20 protein-coding genes are annotated in these 23,152 nt (G+C 36.4%); 12 read left to right on the forward strand and 8 right to left on the reverse strand.

The features are described 5' to 3' along the window. The 6 genes from ACKOWY_RS04330 to ACKOWY_RS04355 all read left to right on the forward strand — a co-directional run. Window positions 1–1,776, forward strand: a 1,776-nt coding sequence (locus ACKOWY_RS04330) for an aldehyde dehydrogenase family protein (RefSeq protein WP_408940217.1), incomplete at its 5' end; no start/stop codon positions are given. 29 nt (window positions 1,777–1,805) lie between these two features. Continuing rightward, the gene (locus tag ACKOWY_RS04335; RefSeq protein ID WP_408940218.1) at window positions 1,806–2,555 is read left to right on the forward strand and encodes an enoyl-CoA hydratase/isomerase family protein; all 750 of its coding nucleotides are present in this window, start codon (window positions 1,806–1,808) and stop codon (window positions 2,553–2,555) included. 72 nt (window positions 2,556–2,627) lie between these two features. After that, window positions 2,628–3,224 carry a transferase hexapeptide repeat family protein gene (locus tag ACKOWY_RS04340; protein ID WP_408940219.1) on the forward strand — a complete coding sequence of 199 codons (597 nt, stop codon included), beginning with the start codon at window positions 2,628–2,630 and terminating at the stop codon, window positions 3,222–3,224. A 23-nt stretch (window positions 3,225–3,247) separates the two neighbouring features. Continuing rightward, window positions 3,248–4,498, forward strand: a complete 1,251-nt coding sequence (locus tag ACKOWY_RS04345; protein ID WP_408940220.1) for a dihydrolipoamide acetyltransferase family protein — start codon at window positions 3,248–3,250, stop codon at window positions 4,496–4,498. A 15-nt stretch (window positions 4,499–4,513) separates the two neighbouring features. Next, window positions 4,514–5,569, forward strand: coding sequence for a branched-chain amino acid aminotransferase (locus ACKOWY_RS04350; RefSeq protein ID WP_408940221.1), 1,056 nt, complete (start codon window positions 4,514–4,516; stop codon window positions 5,567–5,569). Between the two features lie 36 nt (window positions 5,570–5,605). Next, window positions 5,606–7,672, forward strand: coding sequence for a thiamine pyrophosphate-dependent enzyme (locus tag ACKOWY_RS04355; protein WP_408940222.1), 2,067 nt, complete (start codon window positions 5,606–5,608; stop codon window positions 7,670–7,672). A 47-nt stretch (window positions 7,673–7,719) separates the two neighbouring features. Here the strand turns inward: ACKOWY_RS04355 and ACKOWY_RS04360 are convergent, their stop codons facing one another. The 3 genes from ACKOWY_RS04360 to ACKOWY_RS04370 form a co-directional block, all read right to left on the reverse strand. Continuing rightward, on the reverse strand, window positions 7,720–8,244 hold the full coding sequence (locus ACKOWY_RS04360) for a DUF4136 domain-containing protein (protein ID WP_408940223.1): 525 nt from the start codon (window positions 8,242–8,244) through the stop codon (window positions 7,720–7,722). Window positions 8,245–8,371: 127 nt separating this feature from the next. Then, complete coding sequence (locus ACKOWY_RS04365; RefSeq protein ID WP_408940224.1) at window positions 8,372–8,656, reverse strand: YdeI/OmpD-associated family protein; 285 nt, start codon at window positions 8,654–8,656, stop codon at window positions 8,372–8,374. 29 nt (window positions 8,657–8,685) lie between these two features. Then, window positions 8,686–9,462, reverse strand: a complete 777-nt coding sequence (locus ACKOWY_RS04370; RefSeq protein ID WP_408940225.1) for an SDR family NAD(P)-dependent oxidoreductase — start codon at window positions 9,460–9,462, stop codon at window positions 8,686–8,688. 314 nt (window positions 9,463–9,776) lie between these two features. On the opposite strand from ACKOWY_RS04370, the gene rpsA reads away from it, so the two are divergent. After that, window positions 9,777–11,549: a 30S ribosomal protein S1 gene (gene rpsA, locus ACKOWY_RS04375; RefSeq protein ID WP_408940226.1), complete on the forward strand. Its 1,773-nt coding sequence runs from the start codon at window positions 9,777–9,779 to the stop codon at window positions 11,547–11,549. 113 nt (window positions 11,550–11,662) lie between these two features. On the opposite strand, the gene pheT is transcribed toward rpsA, so the two are convergent. Next, entirely contained in the window at window positions 11,663–14,098 is a 2,436-nt protein-coding gene (gene pheT, locus ACKOWY_RS04380; protein ID WP_408940253.1) for a phenylalanine--tRNA ligase subunit beta, read from the reverse strand. Between the two features lie 233 nt (window positions 14,099–14,331). Between pheT and ACKOWY_RS04385 the strand changes: the two genes are divergently transcribed. Then, window positions 14,332–15,837 carry an aldehyde dehydrogenase family protein gene (locus tag ACKOWY_RS04385; protein WP_408940227.1) on the forward strand — a complete coding sequence of 502 codons (1,506 nt, stop codon included), beginning with the start codon at window positions 14,332–14,334 and terminating at the stop codon, window positions 15,835–15,837. Between the two features lie 77 nt (window positions 15,838–15,914). Further along, window positions 15,915–16,301 (forward strand): DUF779 domain-containing protein, encoded by a 387-nt coding sequence (locus ACKOWY_RS04390; RefSeq protein ID WP_408940228.1) that lies wholly within the window; start codon window positions 15,915–15,917, stop codon window positions 16,299–16,301. On the opposite strand, the gene ACKOWY_RS04395 is transcribed toward ACKOWY_RS04390, so the two are convergent. The 4 genes from ACKOWY_RS04395 to ACKOWY_RS04410 all read right to left on the reverse strand — a co-directional run bounded on the left by ACKOWY_RS04395 (window position 16,298) and on the right by ACKOWY_RS04410 (window position 19,927). Next, on the reverse strand, window positions 16,298–17,221 hold the full coding sequence (locus tag ACKOWY_RS04395) for an AraC family transcriptional regulator N-terminal domain-containing protein (RefSeq protein WP_408940229.1): 924 nt from the start codon (window positions 17,219–17,221) through the stop codon (window positions 16,298–16,300). The two genes, ACKOWY_RS04390 and ACKOWY_RS04395, sit on opposite strands and share 4 nt — an antisense overlap. A gap of 99 nt (window positions 17,222–17,320) precedes the next feature. Further along, window positions 17,321–19,297 carry a urocanate hydratase gene (locus ACKOWY_RS04400; protein WP_408940230.1) on the reverse strand — a complete coding sequence of 659 codons (1,977 nt, stop codon included), beginning with the start codon at window positions 19,295–19,297 and terminating at the stop codon, window positions 17,321–17,323. 1 nt (window position 19,298) lies between these two features. Next, the gene (locus ACKOWY_RS04405; RefSeq protein WP_408940231.1) at window positions 19,299–19,742 is read right to left on the reverse strand and encodes a PH domain-containing protein; all 444 of its coding nucleotides are present in this window, start codon (window positions 19,740–19,742) and stop codon (window positions 19,299–19,301) included. A gap of 8 nt (window positions 19,743–19,750) precedes the next feature. Beyond that, window positions 19,751–19,927 carry a DUF5522 domain-containing protein gene (locus tag ACKOWY_RS04410; RefSeq protein WP_408940232.1) on the reverse strand — a complete coding sequence of 59 codons (177 nt, stop codon included), beginning with the start codon at window positions 19,925–19,927 and terminating at the stop codon, window positions 19,751–19,753. Between the two features lie 117 nt (window positions 19,928–20,044). Here ACKOWY_RS04410 and ACKOWY_RS04415 point away from each other — a divergent pair, with 117 nt between their 5' ends. The 3 genes from ACKOWY_RS04415 to hemL are packed head-to-tail and all read left to right on the forward strand — an operon-like array spanning window position 20,045 to window position 23,150. Beyond that, a complete protein-coding gene (locus tag ACKOWY_RS04415) occupies window positions 20,045–20,956 on the forward strand; it encodes a 1-aminocyclopropane-1-carboxylate deaminase/D-cysteine desulfhydrase (RefSeq protein WP_408940254.1) in 912 nt (303 codons plus the stop codon). Then, window positions 20,949–21,845 carry a glucosaminidase domain-containing protein gene (locus ACKOWY_RS04420; protein WP_408940233.1) on the forward strand — a complete coding sequence of 299 codons (897 nt, stop codon included), beginning with the start codon at window positions 20,949–20,951 and terminating at the stop codon, window positions 21,843–21,845. The genes ACKOWY_RS04415 and ACKOWY_RS04420 overlap by 8 nt, the downstream gene beginning before the upstream one ends. An 18-nt stretch (window positions 21,846–21,863) precedes the next feature. Beyond that, window positions 21,864–23,150, forward strand: coding sequence for a glutamate-1-semialdehyde 2,1-aminomutase (gene hemL, locus ACKOWY_RS04425; protein WP_408940234.1), 1,287 nt, complete (start codon window positions 21,864–21,866; stop codon window positions 23,148–23,150). The last annotated feature ends 2 nt before the right edge of the window (window positions 23,151–23,152 follow it).

The raw sequence follows: 23,152 nt of genomic DNA on the forward strand, positions 1-23,152 counted from the left end.
TCCCATTCGAGAATCATCAATGAAGCTGTGCCATTTAATATGGAAGCCGATTCATTGAACGCTTCGATTTTAGGTGCAGATGCCGTGCCAGGAACACCGGAATTTGATTTGTTCATCAATCAGGCGCGAAGCGAAATCACCGTTAAAGCGGGTCAGAAATGTACCGCAATTCGTAGAATGATTGTTCCTGAAAAACTTATTGATGAAGTGCAAAATGCTCTTTCTAAATCGTTGGATAAAGTAACCGTTGGTGACCCACGATTGAAAGAAGTGCGCATGGGTGCTTTGGTTAGTAAAGACCAAGTTGAGGTGCTTAAAAATAGAGTTTCGGAGTTATCTAAAACCACCAAATTGGTTTATGGCGATTTAGAAAAAGTGAATTTAATTGGTGCCGATGCAAAAGGTGCTTTCGTGAGTCCGATTTTACTTCGTGAGGATCAACCATTTCAAAATACTTCCGTGCATGAAACGGAAGCGTTCGGACCTGTTTCAACCTTAATGCCTTATGCAACTTTAGAGGAAGCCGTAGAATTAGCACAAATGGGTAAAGGTTCTTTGGTTTCTTCCATTGTTACCAACTCGGATGCAATTGCCAAAGATTATGTAGTCAATGCTGCTTCGCATCATGGAAGAATTTTAGTGCTGAATCGCGAAAATGCAAAACAAAGTACCGGTCACGGTTCGCCATTGCCTTTGTTGGTTCATGGTGGTCCAGGGCGTGCTGGTGGAGGTGAAGAGATGGGTGGAGTTCGCGGAATTACGCATTACATGCAGCGCTGTGCTATTCAAGGTTCGCCAACAACATTAACCGAAATCACCGGAATTTACCAAGCAAATTCAGCTTACAAAGAAATTACCCAACATCCGTTTCAATACCATTGGGAAGACATCCAACCGGGAATGTCGTTGCGTACTCATAACAGAACGGTAACCGATACAGACATAATAAATTTTGCCAACCTTACTTGGGATCATTTCTATGCCCATACCGATATTACCTCTTTGGACGGAAGTATATTTAAGAAAAGAACCGCGCACGGCTATTTTATTTTGGCAGCAGCTGCAGGATTGTTTGTGTATCCAAATAAAGGTCCGGTAGCAGCCAATTACGGATTGGAAGAATGTCGTTTCTTACGTCCAATTTACCACAACGACACCGTTTATGTGCGCTTGACTTGCAAGCAAAAAGTAGATCGTGATGTGGCTTCCGCCGAACATCCAAGCGGAATTGTAAAATGGTTTGTAGAGGTTTTTGACACTACTGATGAATTGGTGGCCGTGGCTACAATCTTGACCATGGTTCAGAAAAAGCAAGAAGTTTTTGTGGAAATGACCGATGAAAAAATAGCAGGATGCTTAAATAAATTAACCGAAGATGCTAAACCAAAATGGGGTACCATGTCGGCGCAACATATGTTGGAGCATTTAGAATTTGGCTACCAAATCGCATCGGGTAAAATTCAAGATTTTGAAATTACCACTCCCGAAAAGATTATAGATAAAGTGCACAATACACTTTATAATTATGAGAAAATGCCACAAAATTTTGATTTTCCTTTAGCAGAAAAATCAAAAATAAAAGAGTTGAAGTACGCCGATTTATCAGAAGCTAAAAACAAAATGTTGGAAGCTCGTTCAGCTTACCTTGATTTCTTTAAACAAAATCCAGAAGCCCTATTGAAAAATGCCGTTTTTGGTGAAATGAATCGCTATGAATGGTATTTATTAGAACGAAAACATTTGAACCATCATTTTGAACAGTTTGGTGTGCTATAAAACTTTATACTTTAAATTTTAAACAAAATATGAGCGCTTACGTAAAACATAACATAGAAAATCACATTGCAACGATTGAATTTTTTCATCCGGAGCAAAACTCATTGCCGGGAACTATTTTGGCGCAATTGGCCAATACGATTATCGAAGTTGGAAATCGCGATGAGGTAAAAGTAATTATTGTAAAAAGTGGGGGCGACCGAACCTTTTGTGCCGGAGCCAGCTTTCAAGAATTAATTTCAATTAACGATGCGGCAACAGGAAAAGTTTTTTTCTCGGGTTTTGCCAATGTCATTAATGCGATGCGTAAATGTCCGAAGTTCATCATTGGGCGCATACAAGGAAAAACTGTGGGTGGTGGAGTCGGAATAGCTGCGGCAACCGATTATTGTATGGCAACCAAATTTGCAGCCATAAAATTATCCGAATTAAATGTCGGAATCGGACCATTTGTAGTTTCACCTGCCATTGAAAGAAAAATGGGTGTTTCAGCTATGTCACAAATTGCTATTGATGCCAATTCGTTTTACGATGCCAATTGGGCAAAAGAGAAAGGGTTGTTTGCCAATGTTTTTGAATCTATTGAAGAAATGGACGAAGCCGTTCAGAAATTTGCCGAACATTTGTGCACTTACAATCCGGAAGCCATGCTTGAAATGAAAAAAGTTTTTTGGAGAGGAACAGAAGATTGGGATAATTTATTAGCCGAAAGAGCCGCTATCAGCGGAAGATTGGTGTTGTCTGATTTTACAAAAGAAACATTGAAAAAGTTTAAATAGGGTCTAAGGTTTGAGGTGTTGGGTATTTGAAAAAGCCTAGAACCTACAACCTAGAACCTAATACCTATAAAAATGATATACGAATTCAAAGGATTTATTCCGGTTGTTCACGAAAGTAGTTTCATTCATCCGCAGGCTGCGGTCACGGGGAATGTAATTATTGGGAAAGATGTATATGTTGGTCCGGGTGCTGCCATTCGTGGCGATTGGGGCGAAATCATCATTGAAGACGGATGTAATGTGCAAGAGAATTGCACCATTCACATGTTTCCAGGAAAGGCCATGGTTTTAAAAGCGGGAGCGCATATAGGTCACGGTGCGATTATTCATGGAGCCAATATTGGAGCCAATACGCTTATCGGAATGAATGCCGTGATTATGGATGATGTAACGGTTGGTGATGAATGTATCGTGGGCGCGTTAAGTTTTGTTAAAGCTGGAACACAAATTCCGAATCGAAAAATGGTGGTTGGAAATCCGGCTGCAATAATTAAAGATGTTTCCGATGAAATGATCGATTGGAAAACCAAAGGAACTGCTTTGTACCAACAATTGCCAAAAGAATGTTACGAGACTTTAAAAGCGGTTGAGCCTTTGCGTGAAATTCCAGCCAATAGACCAACACAAGAAGCATTTTATAAAACATTAGAAGAATTTAAATCAAAATGATAATAGAATTCAAAATGCCCAAAATGGGCGAAAGCATATCCGAAGCAACGATAATCAGTTGGGTGAAAAGCGTGGGTGATTATGTGGAAGCCGAAGAAACCATATTAGAAGTTGCTACCGACAAAGTCGATAGTGAAGTGCCTGCACCCGTTTCTGGGGTGATTACTGAAATTCGTTTTAAGAAAGATGCTGTTGTTGAGGTAGGTACTGTTTTGGCTTTGATTGAAGAGACAGCCGGAAGCCAAAAGCCAGAGGTTGGAAGTAAAAAAATAGAAGTTAAAAAAGATCAAGTTGTTGAAGTTCCACAAACTAAAACACAAAACTCAAAATTCATAGCTAATCCTGACGCTTTCATTTCGCCATTAATAATCTCCATTGCTCAAAAGGAGAATCTATCTATCGAGGAGTTGCAAACCATTCCGGGATCAGGGGCAGACGGGCGTTTGCAAAAAAGCGATGTTTTTAATTATTTGAAAAATAGAAAATATCCAATTCAAAGTAAGCCAACAGCTAATTGCCAACCTACATCTTCTTATCCGAAACCAAAAATCAATTTTGTTGAAGGAAAAGACCGCATAGTAGAAATGGATCGTATGCGCAAAATGATTGCCGATCACATGGTTTATTCCAAACAAACTTCGCCTCACGTGACTTCCTATATTGAAGTGGATGTGACGAATTTGGTGAATTGGAGAAACGAAAACAAAGATAAATTCCAAGAGAAATACAACGAGAAACTGACATTTACTCCGGTTTTTGTTCAGGCTGTAGCCAAAGCAATAACCGATTTCCCAATGATTAATGTTTCTGTGGATGAGAAAAATATTATCGTGCACAACGACATCCATATCGGAATGGCAACGGCTTTACCAAACGGAAATTTAATCGTTCCGGTGGTGAAAAATGCCAATGAAAAAGACCTTGTTGCATTAGCTAAAGATGTTAATTATTTGGCGGATGCCTCACGAAATAACAAATTAAAACCAGAAGAAATACAAGGAAGTACTTTCACGATTTCAAATGTGGGAACCTTTGGAAGTTTAATGGGGACTCCCATAATTAACCAACCTGAAGTAGCTATTTTAGCTCTCGGAATTATCAAAAAGCGTGCTGAAGTAATCACAACTTCCAAAGGTGACGAAATTGCCATTCGCAGCATGATGTACCTTTCGCTATCCTTTGATCACCGCATAGTAGATGGTTATTTAGGAGGTTCTTTTTTAAGAAAAATAGGCGATTATTTAGAACAATTTGATATAAACACAACACTATAAATAAGGAACAAGAATATGAAATTTGACATTAAAATAAACAAAGTTGCGCAGTCTAAAGTTAGCCAAGTCGATTTGGATAATGTAATCATGGGATACAATTTTACCGATCACATGTTTATATGTGATTATGAAAACGGAGAATGGCAGAACCCAAGAATTGAGCCATTAGAATTAATTCCGACGCATCCAGCTGCTATGGCGTTGCATTATGGGCAGGCTATTTTTGAAGGAATGAAAGCGACTTTGGGTAAAGACGGAACGGCTTTATTGTTTCGCCCAATAGAAAATGCAAAGCGTTTGAATCACAGTGCGGACCGAATGGGAATGCCTGCTTTTCCTGAAGATTTATTCGTGGAGGCGTTAAAACAATTCACTGTTTTAGAAAAAGAATGGATTCCGAGTAAAATTGGAAGCGCCTTGTACTTAAGACCGTTTATGTATGCCGATGAGCCTTTTATAGGAATGCGTGCTGCAAATAATTATAAGTTTATTGTGATGGCTTCCCCTGCTGGGCCTTTGTACAGTAGAAAAATTAAATTATTTGCCGAAAAAACATTTGTTCGAGCAGTAAATGGTGGAACCGGAGAAGCAAAAGCGGCAGGAAATTATGCTGCGGCTATACGCCCAACCGAATACGCAAAAGCAAAAGGGTACGACCAAGTATTGTGGTTGGATCCTTATAATTTTGAATACATTCAAGAAGTAGGAACCATGAATATCTTTATCAAAATTGGAGGTAAATTCATTACTCCCGATTTGAGTGGTTCGATATTGTCTGGAATTACACGAATGAGTGTCATTGATTTATTGCGAAGCAAAGGATTTGAAGTAACCGAAAGACCAATCACTATTTCAGAAATTGTAGAAGCGTCGAATAATGGGACTTTAGAAGAAGCCTTCGGAACCGGAACAGCGGTAGGAATAGCGATGATTGAAGAAATTGGAAATGAAGAATTGGCGATTAAATTCCCAGAAAACAATCCGGTTTCTGTAATGGTAAATGATACCTTGAATGGAATTAAAGTTCAAGATATCAAAGATGAATTTGGTTGGATTATAGAAGCAAAATAGTTTTTTTCAATTCAAAATAACCCAGAAAAAGAATCAATGTTAGATAAAAAAATATTAGAAAAAGCCTTCTCCACTATGGCTACTGCCAAAGCCATGGCGACCTTGTATGAAGACAATTTCAAAATAGTTTCTAAATACGTACACGCCACTTCGCGTGGGCATGAGGCCATTCAAATTGCGATGGCAATGCAATTGTTACCACAAGATTATGCCTTTCCCTATTATCGCGATGATGCGATGTTACTGGGAATAGGAATGCAACCGTATGATTTGATGTTGCAATTAATGGCAAAAAAAGACGATCCGTTTTCGGGAGGGCGAACTTATTATTGTCACCCAAGTTTGAGGGATGCCGATAAGCCAAAAATTCCGCATCAATCTTCGGCAACGGGAATGCAAGCCATTCCGGCAACAGGCGCTGCGATGGGATTTTGGTATAAAGAAAATACAGGAATTCAAGATAAAAATCAAGAAAATCCAATAGTGGTTTGTTCGCTTGGTGATGCTTCGGTAACCGAAGGAGAAATTGCTGAAGCGCTTCAAATGGCAGCTTTAAAACAGCTTCCAATTTTATATTTGGTTCAAGATAACGGCTGGGATATTTCGGCGAATGCTGCCGAAACCAGAGCACAAAATGCCTTTGAATATGCCAAAGGATTTCATGGAATTGAAGCGATTTCTATTGATGGCGCTAATTTTATAGAAAGTTATGAGGCCGTTCAAAAAGTAGTGCAGATTATTCGAAAGGAGCGTCGTCCGTTTTTACTACATGCTAAAGTTCCATTGTTGAATCACCATACTTCTGGAGTTCGAATGGAGTGGTACCGTGATGATTTGGAAGAAGCGCAATCTCGAGATCCGTATCCGGTTCTAATAAAACAGTTAATGGATGCCGGATTTACTTCGGAAGAAATAAAAAATATTGAACAAAATGCGGTTGCCAAAGTGCAATCCGATTTTGATAAAGCACAACAGGCAGAAGACCCTTCGCCTGAAGATTTATTCACACATGATTTTGCTCCAACTCTAATTACGGAAGAAGTAGGCAATCGAAATCCGGAGCGGGAAGAAAAAGTGGTGATGGTTGATTGTGCGCTTTTTGCTGTGGAAGAATTAATGAAAAAACATTCCGAATGTTTGCTTTACGGACAAGATGTAGGCGGAAGATTGGGAGGTGTTTTTAGAGAAGCCGCTACATTGGCACAGAAATTTGGCGACGACCGCGTTTTCAATACACCAATTCAAGAGGCTTTTATTGTTGGTTCTACTGTCGGAATGTCGGCGGTTGGTTTGAAACCAATTGTTGAGGTGCAGTTTGCCGATTACATTTGGCCGGGATTGAATCAGCTGTTTACCGAAGTGAGTCGTTCGTGTTATTTATCGAATGGTAAATGGCCGGTAAGCATGATTTTAAGGGTGCCTATTGGTGCTTACGGCAGTGGTGGACCGTATCATTCTTCTTCTGTAGAAAGTGTACTAACCAATATCCGCGGAATCAAAATTGCCTATCCAAGTAATGGTGCCGACTTAAAAGGATTGCTAAAAGCCGCTTATTACGACCCCAATCCGGTGGTGATTTTAGAGCATAAAGGTTTGTATTGGAGTAAAGTAAAAGGCACAGATGCAGCTCGAGTGAATGAGCCAAGTGAGGATTATATTTTGCCTTTTGGAAAGGCCAATGTGGTACAGGAAATTTGGGAGCAAGAAGAGGAAGAGACCATTTCTGTAATTACTTACGGAATGGGCGTGCATTGGGCATTGAATGCATCTGCTGAAATTCTTCGACAAGCTCAGAATGACAAGCAACGAGTTGAAATTATCGATTTGCGTACCTTATATCCGCTTGACGAAGAAACCATATTTAAATCGGTTAAGAAAACCAAAAAATGTTTGGTTGTCACCGAAGAGCCAACTAATAATTCTTTCGCGAGAAGTTTGGCAGGATTAATTCAGGAAAAATGTTTCAAGTATTTGGATGCGCCTGTCATGGTTATTGGTTCGGAAAATATGCCGGCTATTCCGCTGAATAGCACCTTAGAGTTTACCATGATTCCGAATGTGGATAAGGTCCGATTAAAAATGGAAGAGCTTTTAAATTATTAAATCATAAAAAAACCACAACTCAGTTGTGGTTTTTTTATATAATTAGTTTACTTTTTTTGAGGAGGATATTGTTCTAAAATTTTATCTACAAATTCTTTAATTCGGGCATCTTTTTGCTCTACATCTTTGGTTAAATAGCCACTTCCTTCACCTTGCCAAATTAGTTCTTTAGTTTTTGCATCTAAAAGATCAATGAATAAAGATCCTTCGGGAGTAACAAAAGTGGAGGAATAACCCATTCCAAAACCTGGTCCCCAGCCCCAGCCCCAGCCGAAACCTGAATTATTGTAAACGTCTACACGTTGGTTTTCTTTGGTAAAAATACTCACCAATAAATCAGGTGTTTCGCTTTTAGAAAAACCTTTTAAAGCTAGCGCTTCGTCAATAGAATGAAGAATTCGTTTTTTGTCTAAATCGGAAATTTCAACTTTATCCACGGCGCCTTTTAAGTAGGCATAAGTTTTATAGCTGTCGAAATTTGCTTTTTTGTCGTAATCGACATTTACTCTAACCGAACTACATGAAGTTACTATTAAAAGTAAAAATAGAGGAACTAGTTTTATTGCTTTCATAATTAGAGAGTTATTAAGGTTGAAATACTATTTTTCAATTCAAATTTAATAAAAAAATGCAATCAACTTATTTTTGTTTTCTTAATTAACACTTTCTAAATAAGTTTTAACACTAATTAACAAGGGTTTAGGTTTTTTGTTTGAACCACTTTTGAGCATTAGGTCTTCTGTGAGGGCATCCCGGCCAGCAACAAGGGTTGCGTTTTCCTTTTATTAATTCTTCTCTCAATCTTTTATTATGGTCTTCTCTTGTTTCTTGTTTTTTGACAATCGTGACCCAACAAATCCATTCATTTCGTTGAATAGGTGTTAGTTTGTTCCATTTTTCAAGAAGAGTTGCGTTCGATGATAATGTCGTTTGCATATCATCTGGTACTTCATGTAAAATACCGTTTAAGATTTCAATAGTCATTATGAGTTACTATTAAATGAAATTTATCATTATTTAATGCTTGCTAAGTTTTTTTTGATTTTTATCATAAGTACGTCTGGAGTAACTCTAGGTAAATTACTAATAAACCAATTCAAAAATCCAACAACTTTCTTGCTTTTTCCATTTAAAAAGAGTTCAACTCCGGCTTTTGCAACGACCTTTACAGGCATTGGTTTGTTGATTTTCATAGCGTTAGTTTTACGCATTGAATTGGTGTGAAATGCAGTTTCTACTGCACCAGGACAAAGCGCTGTAAGGGTAACGCCAGTTCCTTGTAATTCAGAAGATACGGTTTCTGTAAAGGCTAGAACGAAACTTTTTGTAGCCGAATAAACAGAATAGTAAGGGAAGGGTATAAACGAAAGTATGGATGCTACATTCATGATTTTGCCTTTGCCAAATTGCACCATGTCAGCGCCAAACAATTTTGTAAGTCCAACTAATGCAGTGATGTTTACAGCAATCATTTCGTTGTCTTTTTGTAATGGCATTTCAACAAAATTACCATATTCTCCAAAGCCTGCATTGTTAATTAAACCGGTAACTAGTAAATTAGATTCTTTGATCTTATTATATAAATCTTCAGCAGAATTTGGTTTAGACAAATCAAAAAGAAAATAGAATACTTCAATTTCAAACTTATGTTTCAATTCATTAGAAAGTTCCTCCAATTTATCTTGACTTCGAGCTACCAATATTAAATTGTGTTTTTTTGACGCTAAAATTTTTGCCATTTCATAGCCAATACCCGAGCTTGAACCAGTTATTAAAGTAAATTCTTTCATTTTTTAGTTCTTAAAGATTTTGTTTATTCTACAAATCTAATTAATTAATCGGATCTTTTTTCTGTAAATAGAATTGTGAATTGCAATTGAATTTAATAATAGAAGCATTTACTTTAACTAATCCTCCTCTTTTTCATTGTTTTAGGTTAATTTCTCGTCTCTTTTTTTGTTGTTTTGTAAAAAAGTAATACTTTTGCAATCCTTTTGGCGAAGAAGAGTTTCCATTAGGAATCAACTATTTATGTAAAACACTGCTGCTGTTTTCTACCGCATTAAGAAACTCGAGAGGCACGGCATACAAATTTTTTATCAGCATGTCTGAATTAAACAAAGAACAACAAGCATTTTTAAATGATTTTAATTGGCACAATTACGCAGAAGGAATTGATGCAGTAGATCAAAAAAACTTGCAAGAATTTGAAGATTTAGTATCAAAAACTTTTATTGATACAGATCAAGAAGAAGTAGTAGAAGGTGTAGTAGTAAGAATTACCGATCGTGATGCTATTGTTGACATCAACGCAAAATCGGAAGGTGTTATTTCATTAAACGAATTCCGTTACAACCCAAACTTAAAAGTGGGTGACAAAGTAGAAGTATTAATTGACATCCGTGAGGACAAAACAGGTCAGTTAGTATTATCTCACAGAAAAGCTAGAACAATTAAATCTTGGGATAGAGTTATTTCTGCTAATGAAACTGGAGAAATCGTTCAAGGTTTCGTTAAATGTAGAACTAAAGGTGGTATGATTGTAGATGTTTTTGGAATTGAAGCATTCTTACCAGGTTCACAAATTGATGTGAAACCAATCCGTGACTACGATGTATATGTGAACAAAATGATGGAATTTAAAGTTGTTAAAATCAACCACGAATTCAAAAATGTTGTTGTATCTCACAAAGCGCTTATCGAAGCAGATATCGAAGTACAGAAAAAAGAAATCATTGGTCAATTAGAAAAAGGACAAGTATTAGAAGGTATTGTTAAAAACATTACTTCTTATGGTGTGTTTATTGACTTAGGTGGTGTAGATGGATTAATCCACATTACAGACCTTTCTTGGTCAAGAATCAATCACCCAAGTGAAGTTCTTGAATTAGACCAAAAATTAAACGTAGTAATTCTTGATTTTGATGATGAGAAAACAAGAATCCAATTAGGTTTAAAACAATTAAACGCTCATCCATGGGATGCTCTTGGAGCTGAACTTAAAGTAGGTGACAAAGTGAAAGGTAAAGTAGTAGTTATTGCTGATTACGGTGCTTTCATTGAAGTTGCTGAAGGTGTTGAAGGTTTAATCCACGTTTCTGAAATGTCATGGTCTACGCATTTAAGAAGTGCGCAAGATTTCGTGAAAGTAGGAGATGTAGTTGAAGCTGTTGTTTTAACATTAGACAGAGACGAAAGAAAAATGTCTTTAGGTATCAAACAATTAACTCAAGATCCATGGACAGACATCACTGCGAAATATCCAGTAGGTTCTAAACATACAGGTATCGTAAGAAACTTTACTAACTTTGGTATCTTCGTAGAATTAGAAGAAGGTATTGATGGTTTAGTTTATATTTCTGATTTATCTTGGACTAAAAAAATCAAACATCCATCAGAATTTGTTAACGTAGGAGACAAGTTAGAAGTTGTTGTATTAGAATTAGATGTTGACGGACGTAAATTATCTTTAGGTCACAAACAAACTACTGCTAATCCATGGGATAAACACGAAGCAGCTTTTGCTGTAGGAACTATCCACAACGGAACTATTGCTGAAATCGTTGATAAAGGTGCTACTGTAGATTTTGGTGATGATGTTGTTGCATTTATTCCAACACGTCACTTAGAAAAAGAAGACGGTAAAAAATTGAAAAAAGGCGATGCTGCTGATTTCAAAGTTATCGAGTTCAACAAAGAATTCAAAAGAGTAGTTGCTTCGCACACTGCTATCTTTAGAGAAGAAGAAGAGAAAAATGTTAAAGCTGCTACAGAATCTGTTGCTGCTGCTAACAGTAACAATCAAGCTTCAACTTTAGGAGATAACAATGATATTCTTGCTGAATTAAAAGCTAAAATGGAAAAAGGAGGTAAATAATCTCCATTCTAATACTAGTAAAAGCGTTACTTCTGTAACGCTTTTTTTTTGATTCAATTCTATAAAAAAACACTCCAATTGGGAGTGTTTTTTTTATAAAAGAACGTTACTAATTATCTCAATTGAGCTCCAAGTTCGCTTTCAAAGTTGGATTGAAGTTTGCTCATGATTTTGTCAATTTGAGTATCAGTAAGTGTTTTTGTTGCATCCTGAATTGTAAAACTTACCGCATACGATTTTTTCCCTTCCGGCAAATTCTTCCCTTCATATACATCAAATAGATTGATGTTTTTAAGCAATGATTTTTCCGTTTGAAGTGCAATTTTATATATAGATTCAAATGCTACATTAGCATCAACTAATAAGGCAAAGTCTCTGCGCACTTCTGGGTATTTTGGAATAGGAGTAAATTTGATTTTATTCGATAATACCTTAAGAATTAAATCCCACTGAAATTCGGCATAAAATACTTCTTGCTTAATGTCAAAATGTTTGGTAATTGATTTTTTAACCGTTCCCATTTCAACCAAAATATCTTTTCCTAAAGCAAATCCGATCCCTTCTGCAAAAACGTCACTAGCAACTGGTGTGTTTTGAACAGAGTCAATTCCTAATCTAGATAAAACAGAATTTACATATCCTTTAAATAAAAAGAAATCGGAAGGTTTTTCTGGATTAGTCCAAGTTTCGGCCGAACGATTCCCGGTTGTGAAAAGAGTAAGGTGTTTCTTTTCGCTATAGCCATTTACTAAATTGCGGTAGCTTTTCCCGAATTCAAATAATTTTAAATCGCTACTTTTTCTATTGATGTTATACGAAATAGCCTCAAGCCCAGAAAACAACATCGATTGTCGCATCGTTGACAAATCGTTGCTTAACGGATTTAACATCGTTACATTATGCTCCTCTTTTAACTGCTCAGATAATTTAATATACTCTGGGGTGGTTAAAGAATTGGCCATCATTTCATGAAATCCCAGGGAATTCAACTGATTGGCAATTACATTTTGAACTTTATAATCTTCGGTTCTTGGAGAATTCGAAACAGTAGCTGTTAATTTATTTGGAATGTGGATGTTGTTGTATCCATATACTCGAAGAATCTCTTCAATTACATCTACTTCTCTTTGCACATCGACTCTATATGGAGGAATTTGCAATCCAAGACCCGCATCTGAAGAGCTATTTACTTTAATATCTAAAGAAGCAACAATTTTTTTGATGGTTTCTTTAGGTAATTCTTGACCTATTAATTTGAAGGTTTTTTCATAATTTAAGAAAACCGAAAACCCTTCAATTTTCTTTGGATACAAATCAATTATATCAGAAGTGATTTCACCACCTGCAACTTCTTGAATCAATAATGCAGCACGTTTTAATGCGTATTCTGTAATCTCTGGATCGATACCTCTTTCAAATCGGAACGATGCATCGGTACTTAAACCATGTCTTTTTGCCGTTTTTCTAACCGCCACCGGATTAAAATAGGCACTTTCTAAAAATAGGGAAGTAGTGCTTTCTGAAACACCTGAGTTTTTTCCTCCAAAAACTCCTGCAATACAAAGTGCTTCATTATCGTCGCAAATCATAATGTCTTCTTCGTGAAGCGTTCGCTCAATTCCGTCTAGTGTAACAAACTTAGTTCCCGAAGCAACTGTTTTTACATTTATTTTTCCATTAATTTGGGAAGCATCAAATGCATGAAGCGGTTGGCCCAATTCGTGTAACACATAATTCGTGACATCAATCACGTTGTTTTTTGGCGAAAGCCCAATTGCTTTCAATCTATTTTGTAACCAACTTGGAGATTCTTTAATTGTAACTCCAGAAATTGTAACACCACAATAGCGAGGTACCAATTTAGAATCGGCTACATTCACGTCAATTTTTAGCGTTCGTTTATCTATTTTAAATTTAGATACCGATGGAGTAATCAATTCTAGTGAAGCGTTTTTCTGTAATAAACCGGCTCTCAAATCTCTTGCCACCCCCATGTGAGACATGGCATCAGCGCGATTTGGCGTCAATCCGATTTCAAAAACTTCATCATTTTCGATATTAAAAACTTTAGCCGCAGGAGTTCCTGGAGCCAAGCTGGCATCCAAAATCATAATCCCATCATGGCTAGAACCAAGATCCAATTCGTCTTCGGCACAAATCATACCGTGACTTTCTTGACCTCTAATTTTTCCTTTTTTGATTTCAAATGCTGCACCTTCTTTATCAAAAAGTTGGGTTCCAATTGTTGCAACAGGTACTTTTTGACCAGCTGCCACATTACTAGCGCCACAAACAATTTGAACCGGAGTACCCGATCCAAGATCTACGGTTGTAATTTTTAATCGGTCGGCATCTGGATGTTTTTCGCATGTTAAGACATGACCTACAACAACGCCTTCTAATCCTCCTTTAACCGATTGGTATTTTTCAACCATTTCTACTTCAAGTCCTAAATCAGTAAGGATATTAGAAACTTCTTCAGAGGGAGCATCTATTTTTAAAAATTGTTTTAACCAGTTGTATGAAATCTTCATGATATTATATGCTATTTGAGACCTCAAAGATAAGTATTGTAGCTTTTACAATAAAATATATTTAACCCAAAAAACATTTTCTTTTATTTTGAGAATCTAATTATGAATACCTATCTTTTTTTTGAAATGTATAATTAATTAGCAATTTTTTTCCTTACTTATCATATTTGTGCTATAGAATGCAATTTTTGTGCTATTTTTTTGTGAAGTGGGTTTCTACTTTTGGATAAACCAAAAAATTAAATATTATGAGTAATTTAGTCAAAAGACCACAATTAAAAGAAAAGTACGATAATTACATTAACGGAACTTGGACTGTACCTTCTACAGGTCAGTATTTTGATGTAGTTTCTCCAGTAGATGGGAAATTATTAGCAAAAGCTGCACATTCAGCAAAATTAGATATCGAAAAAGCAGTAGATGCTGCTGAAAAAGCATTTGTAACTTGGAGTCAAACCTCGGCTACAGAAAGAAGTATAATATTAAACAAGATTGCAGATCGTATTGAAGCTAACATTGAGCTTCTTGCAACTGTAGAAACGCTTGATAACGGAAAAGCAATTAGAGAAACAATTAATGCCGATTTGCCATTATCTGTTGATCATTTTAGATATTTTGCAAGTGTTATTCGTGCAGAAGAAGGATCTATAAACGAATTAGATAAAGATACGGTTTCAATTATTGTTAATGAGCCATTAGGAGTAATTGCACAAATTATCCCTTGGAATTTCCCAATATTAATGGCAGTTTGGAAACTTGCTCCGGCACTTGCCGCAGGAAACTGTGTGGTGCTTAAACCAGCAGAAAGCACTCCAATTTCAATCATGGTAATGATGGAAATCATTGGAGATTTATTGCCTCCAGGGGTAGTGAATGTTGTAAATGGTTTTGGTGCAGAACTAGGAAGAACTTTAGTTACCAATCCAAAAGTTGCTAAAGCGGCATTTACAGGATCTACTGCAACAGGTAGAATGGTAATGCAATATGCTACAGAAAATATTATTCCTGTAACATTAGAATTAGGTGGAAAATCTCCAAATATTTTCTTCCCTTCAGTTATGGATGAAGACGATGCCTTTTTAGATAAAGCTATTGAAGGTGCTGTATTATTTGCTTTCAATCAAGGAGAAGTTTGTACCTGTCCATCAAGATTGTTAATTCATGAAGCTATTTATGATAAATTCATTGCAAGAGTATTAGAAAGAGTAAAAGCTATTAAAGTAGGACATCCATTAGATCCAACTGTAATGATGGGTGCTCAAGCTTCACAAATTCAAAAAGATAAAATTCTTTCTTATATCAATTTAGGTAAAGAAGAAGGAGCTGAATTATTATGTGGTGGTGGTGTAAACCACTTGGGTGACGAACTTGAAGGAGGATATTATATTCAGCCAACTCTATTTAAAGGTCATAACAAAATGAGAATTTTTCAAGAAGAAATTTTCGGACCTGTATTGGCAGTAACTACATTTAAAACTACCGAAGAAGCATTAGAAATTGCTAATGATACCATGTATGGTTTAGGTGCTGGAGTTTGGACTCGTGATGCACATGAATTGTACAGAGTTCCAAGAGCAATTCAAGCGGGTAGAGTTTGGGTGAATCAATACCATGCTTATCCAGCTGGCGCTCCATTTGGTGGATACAAACAATCGGGTATAGGTAGAGAAAATCATAAAATGATGTTGGATCATTACCGTCAAACAAAAAACATGTTGATTTCTTATAACAAAAACAAATTAGGTTTCTTTTAATAGTTAACAGAAATTAATCTAACCGCAAATTCACAAATTACTATATTTGATGAGTTTGCGGTTTATAATTATATATTATGGAAAAAATAAAACGATTGGCAGTAACTCCAAAAGCATTGGAAGTTATTGAGATGCTTGAGAGTAAATTTGGTGATTTAATGTTTTATCAAGCAGGTGGATGCTGTGAAGGAACCCAGCCTCAATGTTTTGAAAAAGGTGCATTTTTTCCGAGAACCAATGATGTTTGTATTGGGCAAATTCTAAGTTTTGACTTTTGGGTAGATAAAGATCTATTTGAATATTGGAAATTCAGTCATTTTACTTTGGATGTAACCGATGGGTTTGGTCCGGGTGGATTTTCTTTGGAAACCCCTTATGGTAAAACATTTAAAATTAATTACCGATTATTTACAGAAGACGAATTAAGTAATTTGGAAGAAGTAAATTTAAATTCCTACGATTAATGACCAACATTCATTAATTGGTATTGCTTTGGTGTAACTCCCTCGTATTTTTTAAATAAACGAATAAAGTAATTACAATCCTCAAATCCGGTTGCATAAGAAACTTCATTCACATGAATCTTTGGGTTTTTAAGCAGTTTCTTTGCGTGTTTTATTTTTTCATTCAAGATGTATTCAATTGGGCTCATACCCAATTCTCTTTTAAAATAGCGATAAAACGAGGTCGTACTCATGCACGCTTTCTCGCTTAAATCTTTCAAATTGATATTTTCCTGAATATTTTTTTTAATAAAATCAATGGATGCCGAAAGCGAACTATTGATTTCAATTGGGGCATCACCTTCAAATCGTTTTGCCGTTTGTGTTTGAATGATTCGGATGAGTAATTCTTGCAAAGTCAAATCCGCTAATGCGTCTTTGGTTATTGAAGTGCTCATACACTCTTTAATCAATTTATTAATAGTTGTAGCCAAATCTACATTGTTGTAGAAAAAATAATTCTGATAATTTAATTGCCAAAAATTATTATTTCCTTCTTTAGGATACCGCTCATTCAAAAAATTCAGCGTATCCGATATTTTAGTTTGGTCAATAGCCAATGCCAAACATTGAGTTGGATTTTCTAGTGTAGCTTCAGGAAAGTCAATTTTCATTCCCACATTGGACGGAATAACTACCGTTTCTCCAGGAAGATAATCAAAGCCAGGATCATCAAAAAGATGCATTACTTTCTTACCACGCAACATGCTTGTAACTACCAAATCATTGAACTTTAAAGGAACCAAAGCCGATTCTTGATAGGTTTCAAAAATATTCAACTCACAATTATTCAAAGAAAAAATGGTTCGGTTTTCCACCAAAGTTTTCAGAGATTTTTCATGAGTTAATGCAGGTGCATTAAGTAATGATTTTAAAGACATTGAAAATAAATACTTGATTTCGAGTACCAATATAAAAAAAATAATCAGATTAATTGCATCTTTAATTAATCTGATTATTAGAATTGAATATTTATTAGGTTACAATAAATTTTCGTCTACCAAATTTGGAAGAGTTACTTTTAACAAAGGTTGCACTTCCATAGCTCTCTTAATTGCAAAAACAGCACCTTCATTTCGCGCCCAACTTCTTCTTGAAATTCCGTTATTGACATCCCAAAAAAGCATCGATTCCAATCTTTTAGAAGCTTCTTTGCTGCCGTCAAGCACCATTCCAAAACCACCATTAATTACTTCGCCCCAGCCAACGCCTCCACCATTATGAATGGAAACCCAAGTTGCGCCACGGAAGCTATCACCAATAACATTGTGTATTGCCATATCGGCTGTGAAACGAGAGCCATCATAAATATTGGATGTTTCTCTATAAGGTGAATCCGTTCCGGAAACGTCGTGGTGATCGCGACCTAAAATAACATAACCAATTTCTCCACGAGCGATAGCTTGATTAAAAGCTTCAGCAATTTTCATTCTTCCTTCTGCATCAGCATAAAGAATACGCGCTTGCGACCCTACCACCAATTTATTTTCTTGAGCTCCTTTTATCCATTGGATGTTGTCGGCCATTTGTTGTTGGATTTCTTCGGGTGAATTTTGCATCATTTTTTCCAATACATCACACGCAATTTGATCGGTTTTTGCTAAATCATCCGGATTTCCAGAAGCACAAACCCATCTAAAAGGGCCAAATCCATAGTCAAAACACATGGGACCCATAATGTCTTGCACATAACTGTTGTATTTAAAATCGATGTGGTTTTCTGCAAATACATCAGCGCCAGCTCGAGATGCTTCCAATAAAAAGGCATTTCCGTAATCAAAGAAATACGTTCCTTTTGCGGTGTGTTTGTTAATAGCCGCAGCATGACGACGAAGTGTTTTTTGCACTTCTTCTTTAAATTTATCGGGATTGTTCGCCATTAATTCATTGGATTCCTCAAAAGTATAACCAATAGGATAATACCCTCCAGCCCACGGATTGTGTAATGAAGTTTGATCTGAACCCAAATCAATATGTAGATTTTCTTGATCGAATAGCTCCCAAACATCCACCACATTTCCTAAATAAGCAATAGAAACTACTTCGTTGTTTTGTAATGCTTTTTTCACTCGAGGGACTAATTCCTCAATAGAATCGGTTACTTCATTGATCCATCCTTGCGAATGACGAATGTGGGTAATTTTCGGATTTACTTCGGCACAAACCGTTACGCAACCCGCAATATTTCCTGCTTTGGGTTGTGCTCCCGACATTCCGCCCAGTCCCGAGGTTACAAATAATCCGCCTTTTGGTGATTTTTTTATTTTTCTGAATCCGTTTAAAACAGTAATAGTAGTTCCGTGAACAATTCCTTGCGGTCCAATATACATATAACTTCCTGCAGTCATTTGGCCGTATTGAGAAACACCCAAGGCATTCATTTTTTCCCAATCGTCGGGCTTAGAATAATTCGGAATTACCATTCCGTTGGTTACAACCACTCTTGGTGCTTCTTTATGCGAAGGAAATAAACCCATTGGATGCCCGGAGTACATCACCAAAGTTTGCTCGTCGGTCATTTCAGATAAATACTGCATGGTCAATCGGTATTGCGCCCAGTTTTGAAACACCGCACCGTTTCCACCATAAGTAATTAATTCGTGTGGGTGTTGTGCCACAGCATGATCCAAATTGTTTTGTATCATAAGCATAATGGCTTTTGCTTGCTCGCTTTTTCCAGGATATTCAGAGATAGGGCGGGCATATATTTTATAGTCAGGACGGTAGCGGTACATGTAAATTCTACCGTACGTTTCTAATTCTTCTTTAAATTCAGGTAGTAACACCGCATGGTGTTTGGCATCAAAATAGCGTAAGGCATTTTTTAAAGCCAATTTTTTTTCTTCAGCAGAAAGAATCTCCTTTCGTTTTGGGGCATGATTTATTGCTGCTTCGTAGGGTTTTACATTCGGTAAGGCCGATGGAATTCCTTGTGCTATTTCTTCTTTAAAAGTCATATTATTTATTTTCTATGATAATATTCGGGTTGATTTTTTGTAACTCGTTTAGGAATAATACTTCATTATCAGGAGTAATGTAGAGGTCGTTTAAGTGTTTTGTAAAAATAATTAATCCATTAGTTGTTGTGCCAAATTTATTAAATCCGCTCCACATTGTTTCGCCTTTTCGTACTTTATAAATTTTATTGATGTCGGTTTTGTACATCGTAAAAATTATTTTTATCAGAAGAAAATTCCCTTCAATTCTAATTTTTAATTTTAGAATAGAAACAATTAAAATGAATATTATAATCAGAAAAATACTTTCCATTACTAGAAATGGATAGAATCCATTTTTTTCTAATAACATTAGTACGGGCATTAGCAACAAAAAAAGAAATAAAAAAATATAAATCAGCCGAAATATCCCTGCCAGCTTCTTTGATTGGAATTCCATATTCATTGTATCAGCTATTTTTTTATAGTTCCTGTTTTTTTATCAAATCCATATGGACAATGGCGACAACCACTTCGGCAACAATGGCCTCTTTTTAAGTGGAATTTTTCGGTAAAAACTTTATAACCTTCTGGTGCAAGATAATAATCTTCACCTTCAATAAGTTTTACTTCTTCTTTGTCTTCTTTCATAGCTACAAATTTAGCAACTTACAACTACTAAATACCATTTCTAATTAATAATTTTGATGGAGTTAAATTTCATTTATTTTTAAAATTTAGGGCTTCCGATTCGTAACTTTGTAAAAAATAATTCAATTGGAAGTTTTAACTCAAGAAATACAAATTAATAACCCATCGGTTAAATTAGCTATCCGAAGGGAAGATTTGATTCATCCTTTTGTTTCTGGGAATAAATTCCGAAAGTTAAAATACAATTTGCTGCAAGCAAAAAAAGAAAATCATCACACGCTGCTTACTTTTGGCGGAGCTTTTTCCAATCATATTGCGGCAACAGCATTTGCAGGAAAAGAGAACGGATTTCAAACCATTGGTGTCATTCGTGGGGAAGAATTAGAATCAAAAATCAAAGAAAATCCAACATTGCAATTTGCCCAAGATTGTGGTATGAAATTTGAGTTTGTATCGCGGGAGGAATACCGACAAAAAGAAAGTGATGTGTTTATTTCAAAATTAAATCACAAATACGGTTCTTTTTATTTGGTACCCGAAGGAGGAACCAATGAATTTGCGATAACGGGATGTGAAGAAATTTTGACTTCTGCCGATTCAGAATATGATTATATATGTTGTGCGGTAGGAACAGGAGGCACGATTTCGGGGGTTATAAATAGCAGTTTTGAAGGCCAAAAAATTTTGGGATTTCCGGCGTTAAAAGGAGATTTTTTACAAAAAGATATTCGTAATTTTGCCAAAAAAGATAATTTTAGTTTGATTACTGATTATCATTTTGGCGGATACGCAAAAGTGACAGAGGATTTGATCGAATTTATTAATTTGTTTTACCAAAAAAATAAAATTCCTTTAGATCCAATTTATACCGGAAAGATGGTTTTTGGCGTTATAGATTTAATACAAAAAAAATATTTTCCATCAGGGTCTAAAATTCTCCTGATTCATACTGGAGGATTACAAGGAGTGGCCGGAATGAATTTACAATTGAAAAACAAAAATTTACAAACTATACAATTTGATGATTAAGAAATTAGTTTTCGGTTTTGCTTTAATTGTTGCTACTTCCTGTGGCACAAGTCGCCCAGTTATTGCCTATACTAAGAGTAAAAAAGCACCAGCAAAAGCAGTAGTTAAGCCTACGCAACCTGTTGCTGTAACTAAAACGCAAACGGGTAATACTACTGAGCCCACACCGGCCAACACAATCAGCACAAGCAATTCAACTGAGGTGCTTGCTGCAACTACTCGAGTGAAAGTTACTACGGCCATGGTGTTGGAATACATTGAAAAATATAAAGAAATTGCCAAACAAGACATGATTGACTACGGAATTCCGGCAAGTATCACGCTTGGTCAAGGGATTTTAGAGTCGGGGGCGGGTACTGGACCTTTGAGTATTCAGGCCAATAATCATTTTGGAATAAAATGCCACAAAGAATGGACAGGACCAAGTATCAATTATGATGATGACGCCGAGCAAGAGTGTTTTAGAAAATACATGGAGCCAAAAGAATCCTATCGTGATCATTCACTATTTTTAACTTCACGGGAACGGTATTCTGGGTTGTTTAAATTACAAAAAGACGATTACAAGGCATGGGCAAAAGGCTTGAAAGACGCGGGTTACGCGACCGATGTTGCTTATCCAACCAAACTTATCGGATTGATAGAGCGCTACCAATTGCAAAAATACGATGCCGAAGTATTAGGCAAAGTGTATATTCCAACAGCAGTCAGCTCGGTGGAAAAAAATACTCCTGCAACCGATTCAAATTCGGATTTGCATGAAGTGATTAAAGGAGATACGTTGTATTCGATTTCAAAACGATACAATATTTCGGTGGAAGATTTGAAAAGAAAAAATAATATTCCGGATTTCGGAATTGCTATAGGCCAAAAATTAATTGTAAAATAATAGTTCAGCATACATTTTATGTTATATCAAAGAAGTAGTCAGTTATTTATCGATGCAGAAAAAGTAATTCCAGGAGGAGTAAATTCTCCGGTGAGAGCCTTTAAAGGAGTAGGAGGAACCCCAATTTTTGTAAAAAAAGCCCAGGGTGCTTATTTATATGATGAAGACGGGAATAAATTAATAGACTACATCAATTCGTGGGGGCCTATGATTTTAGGTCATGCCTATCCACCCGTTATTGACGCTATTACGGAGCGAGCAAAAAGCGGAACTTCTTTTGGAATGCCTACTGAGTTAGAAACTCAAATTGCGCAATTGGCCGTTTCAATGGTTCCAAATATTGATAAAATTCGATTTGTAAATTCAGGTACCGAAGCATGTATGAGTGCCATTAGACTGGCTCGCGGATTTACAAATAAAAACAAAATAATCAAATTTGCTGGTTGTTACCACGGTCATTCCGATTCGTTTTTAATTCAAGCCGGAAGTGGAGCGAGTACTTTTGGAACTCCAAATAGTCCCGGAGTTACTCCAGGTACCGCACAAGATACCTTATTGGCAAATTACAATGATTTGGAAAGTGTTCGGAATTTATTTGAAGCAAATAAAAATCAAATTGCAGCCTTAATTGTGGAGCCCGTTGCCGGAAACATGGGTTGCGTGCCGCCTCTTGGGGGATTTTTAGAAGGTTTACGTGAACTATGTACTGAAAATGAAGCGTTGTTAATTTTTGATGAGGTGATGACTGGCTTCCGATTGGCAAAAGGGGGCGTTCAAGAATTATATAATATCAAAGCAGATATTGTTTGCTTTGGGAAAGTAATTGGTGGTGGTTTGCCTGTTGGTGCTTTTGCTGCACGAAATGAAATCATGAATTATTTGGCTCCGGTTGGACCTGTTTATCAAGCAGGAACTTTATCGGGAAATCCGTTGGCAATGGCCGCTGGATTGGCCATGTTACAGGAAATAAATACAAATACCCAATTATTTGATAATTTAGATAAAAAGACGGCCTACTTAGAGGCTGGAATACATAAAGTACTTACTCAAAACGGAGTTGTTTATACCATCAATAGAGTAGGATCGATGATTTCGGTGCATTTTGATGCGCAACCAGTGGTAGATTTTCAAACTGCAAAAAATGGTGACAACGAAACCTTCAAAAAGTTTTTTCACGGCTTGCTAAAAGAAGGAGTATACATTGCGCCTTCTGCCTATGAAACTTGGTTTATTACGGATGCACTTACCTATGAAGATTTAGACTTTACGATTTCTGCCATAGATAAAGTTTCGAAGGCATTTTAATT

Origin of the sequence: Flavobacterium sp. (assembly GCF_046073885.1) — a bacterium.
In the GTDB taxonomy this organism is placed as follows: Bacteria; Bacteroidota; Bacteroidia; order Flavobacteriales; family Flavobacteriaceae; genus Flavobacterium.